9 protein-coding genes and 1 pseudogene are annotated in these 9723 nt (G+C 51.1%); all 10 read left to right on the top strand.

Annotation, left to right across the window (positions count from 1 at the left end; all coding sequences use genetic code 11):
• Positions 1-382 (top strand): annotated as a pseudogene (locus tag PHF27_RS11535) (NADH-quinone oxidoreductase subunit D); the annotation flags it as partial.
• 44 nt (positions 383-426) lie between these two features.
• A complete protein-coding gene (gene nuoH, locus PHF27_RS11540; RefSeq protein WP_300070123.1) occupies positions 427-1467 on the top strand; it encodes an NADH-quinone oxidoreductase subunit NuoH in 1041 nt (346 codons plus the stop codon).
• A 12-nt stretch (positions 1468-1479) separates the two neighbouring features.
• Positions 1480-1935 carry an NADH-quinone oxidoreductase subunit I gene (locus tag PHF27_RS11545; RefSeq protein ID WP_300070126.1) on the top strand — a complete coding sequence of 152 codons (456 nt, stop codon included), beginning with the start codon at positions 1480-1482 and terminating at the stop codon, positions 1933-1935.
• Entirely contained in the window at positions 1935-2447 is a 513-nt protein-coding gene (locus tag PHF27_RS11550) for an NADH-quinone oxidoreductase subunit J (protein WP_300070129.1), read from the top strand. The genes PHF27_RS11545 and PHF27_RS11550 overlap by 1 nt, the downstream gene beginning before the upstream one ends.
• Positions 2444-2752: an NADH-quinone oxidoreductase subunit NuoK gene (gene nuoK, locus PHF27_RS11555; RefSeq protein WP_018703796.1), complete on the top strand. Its 309-nt coding sequence runs from the start codon at positions 2444-2446 to the stop codon at positions 2750-2752. The genes PHF27_RS11550 and nuoK overlap by 4 nt, the downstream gene beginning before the upstream one ends.
• Positions 2753-2777: 25 nt before the next feature.
• On the top strand, positions 2778-4688 hold the full coding sequence (gene nuoL / locus PHF27_RS11560; RefSeq protein ID WP_300070134.1) for an NADH-quinone oxidoreductase subunit L: 1911 nt from the start codon (positions 2778-2780) through the stop codon (positions 4686-4688).
• A gap of 1 nt (position 4689) precedes the next feature.
• Positions 4690-6213, top strand: a complete 1524-nt coding sequence (locus tag PHF27_RS11565; RefSeq protein ID WP_300070137.1) for an NADH-quinone oxidoreductase subunit M — start codon at positions 4690-4692, stop codon at positions 6211-6213.
• Entirely contained in the window at positions 6213-7634 is a 1422-nt protein-coding gene (locus PHF27_RS11570) for an NADH-quinone oxidoreductase subunit N (protein ID WP_300070140.1), read from the top strand. Before PHF27_RS11565 ends, PHF27_RS11570 begins: the two co-directional genes overlap by 1 nt.
• A gap of 306 nt (positions 7635-7940) precedes the next feature.
• A complete protein-coding gene (dapA, locus tag PHF27_RS11575; protein ID WP_300070146.1) occupies positions 7941-8831 on the top strand; it encodes a 4-hydroxy-tetrahydrodipicolinate synthase in 891 nt (296 codons plus the stop codon).
• 187 nt (positions 8832-9018) lie between these two features.
• Positions 9019-9627 carry a VTT domain-containing protein gene (locus PHF27_RS11580; protein ID WP_300070143.1) on the top strand — a complete coding sequence of 203 codons (609 nt, stop codon included), beginning with the start codon at positions 9019-9021 and terminating at the stop codon, positions 9625-9627.
• Positions 9628-9723 lie beyond the last annotated feature (96 nt).

A 9723-nucleotide genomic window follows, 5' to 3' on the forward strand; every position in this document is an offset into this window, starting at 1 on the left:
CCGCTTTGATTTTGAGGTTCCTTTGGGAGAAGTAGGGGACAGCTGGGACCGTTATGTGGTGCGAATGGAAGAAGTAAAACAAAGCATGCGAATTGTGGAACAAGCGCTGGAGCAACTGCCGGAAGGGTCTGTGATGGGCAAAGTGCCGAAATTGCTGAAGCCGCCAGTGGGCGAAATTTACCATGCCGTGGAAAATCCCCGCGGCGAATTGGGCTACTACATTGTTAGCGATGGTTCTCCAAAGCCATATCGTATTCATGTGCGCCGGCCTTCGTTCATTAATTTGCAGCTGTTGAACGAAACCTGCCAGGGCTTGCTGATTGCCGACGTGGTTGCTGTGCTGGCTACGCTGGATTCGCTAATGGGAGAAGTGGACTGCTAGTTGGTTCCATAAGGAGAGAAGCACGTAAAGGAGAGGCATAAGGCATGCAAGAAGTAACCGGTTTGTATGTAATCGCGGCGTGGCTGCGACAAATTTTAGCAATGTTTCTGCCTGGGCCGCAATGGGTGGATTTGTGCATGAGCTTAGTGGAAATCGGCGCTATTTTCGGCGTCATTTCCCTATCAGCGGTTGTGCTGGTGTATGCGGAGCGCAAGATCAGCGCCTTCATGCAGCGGCGTTCCGGTCCGAATCGCGTGGGCCCTAAGGGCTTGCTGCAGACAACGGCGGATATGATCAAGCTGATGGCCAAGGAAGACATTATGCCCACGGGCGCTGATAAATGGATGTGGATGTTGGCGCCAATACTGTTGTTTTTGCCGGCAGCCATGGGCTATGTGGTATTTCCCTTTGATGCTCAGGTTATTTTTGCGGACCTGAATATTGGTATTTTTTATTTCATCGCTATTTCTTCTCAATCGGTACTGCCGTTTTTGATGGCAGGCTGGGCTTCCAACAATAAATATTCGCTCGTTGGCGGCATGCGTACGGTGGCGCAGATGCTGAGCTATGAGGTGCCGATGGTGCTATCAATTTTGGGCATCGTTATGTTGACCGGCTCCATGAAGATGAGCTCCATTGTAGCGGCGCAGCAAGATGTCTGGTTTGTGGTGCTGCAGCCTATTGCATTTGTGGTGTATGTCATCACGGCCACGGCAGAAATCAACCGCGCGCCTTTTGACTTGGTCGAAGGGGAATCCGAGCTTGTGGCAGGACCTTTTACGGAGTACACGGGCATGCGCTGGGCGCTGTTTTTCTTGGCGGAGTATGCCAATTTGTTGGCGGTTTCCGTTATTGCGACTACGCTGTTTTTAGGCGGTTGGAGCGGTCCATGGCTTCCTGGGTGGATTTGGTTTTTGCTGAAAGTGGCGGCAATGATTTTCCTCTTTATGTGGTTTCGCTGGACGTTCCCGCGGCTGCGTATTGATCAGCTATTGGCTTTCGGGTGGAAGCTCTTGCTGCCGCTGGCGTTATTGAATGTCATTATTACAGGGATCGGCATTTATCTTTCCGAGTTTTTCATTTAGGAGGAACCTCTTATGCTTGGTAAAGGCTTGCTACAAGGGATGGGCATCACCTTGAAGGCGTTTTTCGCCAAAAAGGAAACACTGCAATATCCCGAAGCTAAATTAGTGATGCCGGAACGCTTTCGGGGCGGCGAACTGGAATTGGACCACAAAAAATGCATTGCCTGCGGGCTGTGCGCGATGGCTTGCCCCAATCATGTAATCAAGCTGACGACGAAGATGGATGAGCAGAAAAAACGCCATTTAGAGACCTATGTCTACCAGTCTGGCCTTTGTCTATACTGCAATTACTGTATTGAAGCCTGCCCGACGAAAGCCATTCGTTGGGACAAGAATTATGAAAACTCTCGTTATACAAAGGCGGAGCTGGATGTGGATTGCTTGGCTCTTTCGCGGGCTAAGCAGCCGGATGAGGTTGCGCAACCAGCGGAAGATGGAACGTCGGCTAGTCAAGGGAGGGATGCTTGATGAGCGAATGGGCTTATACGATTGCCTTTTTTGTCTTTGCCTCCATTACCGTGGCTGCGGCGTTTGCGGCTGTAAGCAAAACAAATCTGGTGCACAGCGCGCTGTTTTTGGCTTTGTGCTTTATCGGCGTCAGCGGCTTGTACGTGCTGCTGCAGGCGGACTTTATGGCAGCCGTGCAAATTTTGATTTATAACGGCGCTATTGCCATTGTGTTCGTGTTGGGAACCATGCTGACAAGGCGCAGCAGTTATCACGGCACCAATGCAACAGACCGGGATATTCCTTCGCGGCTGGTGTTGGCGGTCAGCTCTCTGTTTGTCGTGATTACGATGGCGGTGATTGCGACGACGCCGTGGCGTTACTCCAGCGCGCCGCCGGTGGAGGATACGCCTTCGCTTTTAGGGCAGTTGATCCTTACGGACTATATGGTGGCTATGGAAGTGGCGGCCGTGCTTTTGCTGGCGGCGATGATCGGCTCCATTGTTCTGGCAAAAGGAGTGGAGGAAGAATGATAGGCTTAACGCACTTTTTGGTAGTGGCAGCCATGGTGTTTGCCATTGGCCTCTATGGATTGCTGACGAAACGGACGATTATCGGTCTCTTGATGAGCATTGAGTTGATGCTCAATGCGGTGAACATCAATTTAATCGCTTTTTCGCGTTTTATTACGCCCGATGCCCTGACGGGGCAGGTGTTTGCTATTTTTACCATTACCGTTGCGGCTGCGGAGGTGGCGGTGGGTTTGGCCATGGTCTTCCGTGTGTATCATGACCGCAATACGGTGCATGCCGCCAGATTGGACGAGATGCGCTGGTAAGCGAGTATCAGAGAGTAGGTGAGGAATGTTGTTTATTCAATATGCGTTGCATCATGCCTGGCTGATACCGCTGCTGCCGGCCGTCGCGTTCGTGCTTGTCGGCTTTTTCTTGCGTCGGCTGCCGGCCGTGGCGGCAACGGTATCGCTTTTGCTAAACGGTCTGAGCCTTGTATTAGCGCTAGGCGTCGCCGGTGGCGTAATCAGCCGGGGTATCAGCGTGGAGCAGCCGCTGCTTCAAAAAGTATCTTGGCTTTCGCTGCCGGGGCTTTCCGTGGATATGGGGGTCTACATTGACCCGATTTCCGCTATGATGCTGGTGGTAGTGACCTTGGTGTCGTTTTTGGTGCAGATGTATTCTATCGGCTATATGCACGGCGAAGAGGGATTCGGACGCTTTTTCGCGTATCTGTCGCTGTTTGCCGCCTCCATGCTGGGGTTGGTGCTGGCGGTGAATTTTGTGCAGATGTTTGTTTTTTGGGAATTGGTTGGTCTTTGTTCGTACTTACTGATCGGTTACTATTTCCACAAGATTTCCGCCAGAGAGGCGGCCAAGAAGGCCTTTATTACAACTCGAATTGGCGATTTCGGTCTTTTAATGGGCATTTTGTTTTTGCAAATTCTCTTTGGAACTCTTGATTTTCAGCAATTGGGCTTGGCGGTGCCGACGTATGTGGCGCAAAATGGTACGGTGCTGTTGACCGGAGTGGCGCTCTTAATCTTTTTGGGACCTGTCGGCAAATCCGGTCAGTTTCCGCTGCATGTGTGGCTGCCGGACGCCATGGAAGGACCTACGCCGGTTTCGGCTTTGATTCACGCGGCTACCATGGTGGTAGCTGGCGTATATTTGGTGGCTAGGTCGTTTTTCTTGTTTAATCTGCTGCCGTCGGTGATGGACGCTGTCGCTTGGACAGGCGCTTTTACGGCGATTTTTGCAGCAAGCATTGCCTTTACGCAACGAGACATCAAACGCATTTTGGCGTACTCTACGGTTAGCCAGCTTGGTTATATGATGCTAGCTCTCGGCGTGGGCAGCCTGACGGCTTCCATGTTTCATCTGATGACGCATGCTTTCTTTAAGGCCTTGATGTTCTTGGCGGCTGGCGCGGTACTGCACGGCTTGCCTAATCGCAATGATATTTTTGAAATGGGCGGCTTGCGGCACAAGATGCCTGTCACTTTTGCCGCTATGACCATCGGCGTGCTGGCCATATCGGGCATTCCGCCTTTTGCGGGGTTCTTTTCTAAGGACGAAATTCTCTTGGCGGCTTTTGACGTCAGCCTGCCGCTCTTTACGGTAGCGCTCATTACGTCATGTATGACGTCTTTCTACATGGCTAGGCTGCTTATTGTCGTCTTCTGCGGTCCCGAGAAAAGCGGCAACCATCCTCACGAGGCGCCTCTTTCCATGCGCATTCCTTTATTTGTGCTTGGCGCATTAGCGGTTGTAGGCGGCTATGCAGGTTATGCCGGGCATTTTGGCGAGTGGGTGCGTTTTGGCGCGGCTTCCCATGCCGGCATTCACTGGGGTATTGCTGGAGCTTCCACGCTGTTGGCGCTGGCGGCCTTCGGTATTGCCTGGAAAATTTACGGCAGCGGTTCAAGGAAACCGGCGGAACAACTGACGTGGCGTTTTCGGAATGCCTATAACCTCAGTTTTCATAAGTACTATCTGGATGAATGGTATCAATGGTTCAATGAGTCCTATTTGGGAGAATTTGCTCGCAACATGCATTGGATGGAGCGCAATATCATTGACTCGGTTATCAACGGTATCGCTGCGGTGCCTCTCTTCATGGGAGATCGGCTGCGCAAGATGCAGACCGGCAGCTTGCAGCGTTACGGCGTCGTCATGTTCTGTGCGGCGCTTTTGATTGCTGTCAGTTTGCTGGTGTTGAATCCCTTGCTAAAAGGCGTCTGGTTTGGAGGTGCGTGTTAAAATGGTGAGTTTTCCGTTATTAACGCTGATTCTGTTGACGCCTGTCTGGGGAATTTTGGTGCTCCTTTGCATGCCAAGGGAAGCGGACCGCATGATCAAGATGGTTTCGGCTGCATCCATGACGGTGGCTTTTGGCCTGACGGTGTATGCTTACTGGGCGTATGATGTTGTACAAGGCGGCATGCAGTTTCAGGAAACGGTGCCCTGGATTGCCGAACTAGGCGTAACCTATGCGCTGGGCATAGACGGCATTTCCTTGCCGCTGTTGCTTTTGACCGTCTTGGTAGGCCTTTCGACGGTCTTTGTGTCCTGGAATGAAAAAGAACGGCCCAAAGAGTTTTTCATTCAACTTCTGTTGTTGATTGTAGGCGCTATTGGCGTTTTCATTTCACGGGACTTGTTTATCTTCCTGCTATTTTACGAATTAGGCATTGTGCCGACGTATATTATGGTAGTGGTCTGGGGCTCGGTAAAGCGTGTTTCTAAAGAGCATGCAGCCATGAAGATGACCATTTATCTGCTGTTGGGCTCGGCTTTTATGCTGGCGGGGGTGCTGGCGCTGTACTTGAACGCGTATCCGGAAGGGCTGCGGACGTTCAGCATGGAAGCCTTAGCGCAAGCGCACGTTCTAGGAAATTTGTCCGAAAACGTGCAGATTGTTGCTTTTTTCCTCTTGCTTTTGGGCTTTGGCTCTACCTTAGCCATGTGGCCGTTTTACAGCTGGGCGCCGGACGGGTATGCTGCCGCGCCGAGCGGCGTGTCGATGCTGCACGCGGGAGTCTTGAAAAAAGTTGGCGGCTATGGCTTGATTCGCTTGGGTTTGCTGACACTGCCTCTGGGCGTTAAGTTTTGGGCCCCTGTAATTGCCTTGGTGGCGATTATCAATATTCTCTATGCTGCGATGGTAGCCTTGGCGGAAAAAGACTTGAAGTATATTATCGGGTATTCGTCCATTTCCCATATGGGCTACATTCTGATCGGCTTTGCAGCGCTGAATGTGATCAGCATTGACGGTGCGGTGGCCAACATGTTTGCGCATGGCGTCATGTGCGCCTTGTTCTTTGCGATGATTGGCCTGGTGCAAGAGCGTACCAATACGCGCTTAGTTTCTGAGCTTGGCGGTTTGGCGCATCAAATGCCTCGCGTGGCGGTGGGCTTTATGCTGGCAGGCATGAGTTCTTTGGGCTTGCCGGGGTTGGCGGGCTTTATTCCAGAGTTCACTATTTTTGTGGGCGCCTTTAAGGAATATCCTGTTTCTACCTTCTTGGCTGTTTCCGGCATTGTTTTTACGGCGCTGTATATCCTGCGGCTGTTGGCCAATGTGTTGTTCGGGCCGCGGCGAGCGGAATTTGACGGCTGCAAGGATGCTTCCGGCGTTGAGTTGGTGTCATTGGTCTTGCTGGGCGCTGCTCTTGTTATTTTCGGCATCTTCCCGCAAATGCTCATGGGCGTAGTGAATAGCGGCATGGAGCCGGCGGCAGCGCTGCTCCTGAAGCTGCATGCGCTGCAGGGAGGGTTGTTGTAATGAATATCGCATTATTGGCTAGTGAGATTTCCGTAGTCGTCCTTGCCTTATTCCTTCTGGTGTTTGATTTGCTTCTTCCTAAGCAGGAAACGCGCCGTAGTCTGGGCTACCTGGCAGTGTGTGGCGTGACGGCCATTCTTGTTTATACCGCCACCCGCTATGGAGACGCTGCCAGCGTCTATCACGGCTTTTTCGTGGTAGATAACTTTGCGCTCTTCTTTAAACAGTTGTTTTTGGCGGCGACCTTGCTGACGATTCTTTTTTCCTTTGACTATGTGGAAAAAATGACTCGCAGCGGCGGGGAATTTTATGCACTGTTGCTCTTCGCTTTGCTGGGGATGATGGTGATGGCGTCGGCGAGCGACTTGTTGACGCTTTTTGTGGGCCTGGAATTAATGACCATCGTCTTTTACGCGCTTGTCGGCTTTGATCTTAAGAACCGGCGTTCCAGCGAAGCCGGCATCAAGTATATGATTCTTGGTTCGGCGGCCAGCGCGATCTTGCTGTACGGTATGAGCTGGGTGTATGGCTTTACCGGGACGCTGATGCTCAAAGAGATCGCTCAGAATGCGGCAGCCACTCCGGCTATGATGCTGGGCATGGGGCTGATGCTGGCGGGACTTTGCTTTAAGCTTTCGATTGTTCCTTTCCATATGTGGGCGCCAGATGTATACGAAGGCGCGCCTGTATCGATTACAGCGATGCTGGCCATGGGCTCGAAAGCGGCCGCCTTTGCAGTGCTGCTGCGGATTTTCATCACCGCCTTCGGTTCCTTGCAGGCTTACTGGGTAACCGTAGTAGCCGTGCTGGCGGCTCTTAGTATGGTTGTCGGTATTGTGATCGCTATGTGGCAAACCAATGTAAAGCGTATGCTGGCGTATTCGTCGGTAGCGCAAGCCGGTTACATTCTTTCCGGTTTACTGGCGGCGGATGTGGCGGGAATTAAAGGCATGCTGTTTTATGTTGTTTTGTATATGTTTGCCAATGTAGGCGCTTTTGCCGTAGTGACGGCAGTCAGCAATGAAACCGGTTCGGACGAACGGAGTGCATTTAAGGGATTGTCGCAGCGGTCGCCGCTCTTGGCATTAGTGATGACATTATCCTTGATGTCTATGGCCGGCTTGCCTCCGATGGCTGGCTTTGTGGGCAAGTTGTATCTCTTTATGGCCATTACGGAGGAAGGGTTCTTTTGGCTGGCGGTGCTGGGCTTTGTGATGTCGATGATCTCAGTGTATTACTATATGCTGGTGGTTAAGGAGATGTATAGTCCGACGGCGGAACCGGCAGAGGCTGCGCCGCTGTATTTCAGCGGTACCCTGCGCTTGGCGGTGGTGCTTAGCTTGTTTGGTACGATCTTCTTGGGCGTATACCCAGGGCCTTTATCACAGCTGGCTGCTGCTGCTGCCAAAGTATTGTGGTAAGCTTTTAGAAATTCCTAGAGAAAGAGGCCTATATCACTTTTGGTGTGATATGGGCTTTTTTTCATATGCCGAAATTTATAAAACGAACCGCGAAATACACGAAAGACGCGAAAGGGGTTTTTAAGATTAGGTGTTATAAATTGTGGCATATTCTAAGGACCGCGTAGCGGTTTTTCTTAAATCGGCAGATTAGCATTTTTCTTAATTTTCTTGGCAGGAAAACACAGGGTGCGTGAAGAAGTTACCAAACTAAGCCATAGTCTGAATGAAAAGTTTAGACGGAAATACTTAGGGGCGGTGGAAACGGTGAAAAAGGTAGTATTTAAAGGCGCTGGAGTGGCAGTAGTCACGCCGTATACGGAAACAGGCATTGACTACAAGGCGCTGGCGCAGCTGATCGACTTCAATATTGATAATGGTACGGATGCCATCATTATTTGCGGTACGACCGGAGAGTCGGCTACGATGACCGATGAAGAACACAAAGAAGCCATTGAATTTACCATTAAACATGTCAACAAACGGGTGCCTGTGATCGCAGGGACCGGCTCCAATGATACGATCTATGCGGCGCAGCTGTCGCAGCATGCAGAAGAAGCGGGAGCTGATGCGCTCTTGCTGGTATCGCCCTATTACAACAAAACTTCACAGAAAGGCCTTGTAGAGCATTTTAACTACATTGCTGATCGTGTGAACATCCCGATTATCTTGTACAATGTACCTTCACGTACTGGCGTGACGATTAAGCCGGAAACATATCAGGCTTTGTCCAAACACCCGAATATCGTGGCTACCAAAGAGGCTAGCGGTGATTTTTCCGCCATTTTAAAGACAAGGGCTTTGTGCGGCGATGATCTGCATATGTATTCCGGCAACGATGATCAGATCGTACCGATTTTGGCGATGGGCGGCATGGGGGTTATTTCCGTGCTTTCCAATATCATGCCTAAAGAAACGCATGAAATCTGCAAGCTCTTTTTTGAAGGGCGTATGCAGGAAAGCAGTGCCTTGCAGATTCGCCTGGCGGATATCATTGACGCGCTGTTTGTCGAAGTCAATCCCATTCCTGTCAAAACCGCTTTGCGGCTGATGGGCTACCCTGTGGGAGAATTACGGCGCCCGCTGACCGATATGGAGCCGAACACTCTGGCACAGCTCAAAAAAGCATTGGCTGCACACAGCTTAATCAAAAATTAAAGTTATATCGAAAACAGGCTGCCGGAGCTTTCGGCGGCCTGTTTTTGCAATTCTCAGTCGCGCCCTCCGGTCACTCCAGTTCTCTTATTAGTTCTTTCTATAGAGACTTGACTGTATGCCTATTTGACGCTACACTGAGAGAACTCTCTTTGAAACAAGTTGGTTTTTTACCGGAAGGATATAATGAATGGACGAATGGATTGTAGCACTGCAGGAGTGGGGCGTTTGGGGGCTGGTGTTGGCTTCGTTTACCGAAGCGTTTTGTTCGCCGATTTTGCCGGATGTGGTATTGATTCCCTTGGCTTTAGCGCAGCCGGAAGAAGCGCTTTTTTACGGCTTTGTCGCTACGGCAGCTTCTGTGTCGGGCGGTTTTGTGGGTTATTTCCTGGGAAAACGTTTAGGCGTAAAGGCGGCGAGAAAACTGCTGCCCGAGAGTCAACTGCAGAAACTGAAGGAAGGCGTTGAAGGGAACGCGCTTTGGGCGGTTTTGCTGGCGGTCATGTCACCGTTTCCCTATAAATGCATTACCATTGCCGCGGGTGCGGTGGGCATGCGCTTATCTGTTTTTATGGCTATTTCCGTGCTGGGGCGGACAAAGCGGTTCTTCTTGGAAGCACTGCTCATTTACTGGTATGGGCCGCAGGCGGTGGAATGGCTGCGCCAGTACGGGGATGAAATGCTGTGGGGCTCAGTAGCGTTAACCGTTTTGGCTGTAGCTGGTTGGTATGCGCGGCGTCGTTGGCGGAGACGCCGCGCCCTGGAAGTACGTAACGCAGAGCATTCCTGTAATATCTAAAAACGGTCTTTGAAAAAAGAAACGCCCGGCAATACAATAACAATGTGCTGACCCGACAAGATAGGCACAAGTAAATGTATTGAGGAGGCGTCTCAC

Origin of the sequence: Anaeromusa sp., from assembly GCF_028691475.1 — a bacterium.
In the GTDB taxonomy this organism is placed as follows: domain Bacteria; phylum Bacillota; class Negativicutes; order Anaeromusales; family Anaeromusaceae; genus Anaeromusa.

Coding starts and splice junctions, on each gene's coding strand:
- PHF27_RS11545 (WP_300070126.1), top strand. CDS start 1,480: ATGCTTGGTAAAGGCTTGCTACAAGGGATGGGCATCACCTTGAAGGCG.
- PHF27_RS11565 (WP_300070137.1), top strand. CDS start 4,690: ATGGTGAGTTTTCCGTTATTAACGCTGATTCTGTTGACGCCTGTCTGG.
- nuoH (WP_300070123.1), top strand. CDS start 427: ATGCAAGAAGTAACCGGTTTGTATGTAATCGCGGCGTGGCTGCGACAA.
- PHF27_RS11570 (WP_300070140.1), top strand. CDS start 6,213: ATGAATATCGCATTATTGGCTAGTGAGATTTCCGTAGTCGTCCTTGCC.
- PHF27_RS11550 (WP_300070129.1), top strand. CDS start 1,935: ATGAGCGAATGGGCTTATACGATTGCCTTTTTTGTCTTTGCCTCCATT.
- PHF27_RS11580 (WP_300070143.1), top strand. CDS start 9,019: ATGGACGAATGGATTGTAGCACTGCAGGAGTGGGGCGTTTGGGGGCTG.
- nuoL (WP_300070134.1), top strand. CDS start 2,778: ATGTTGTTTATTCAATATGCGTTGCATCATGCCTGGCTGATACCGCTG.
- nuoK (WP_018703796.1), top strand. CDS start 2,444: ATGATAGGCTTAACGCACTTTTTGGTAGTGGCAGCCATGGTGTTTGCC.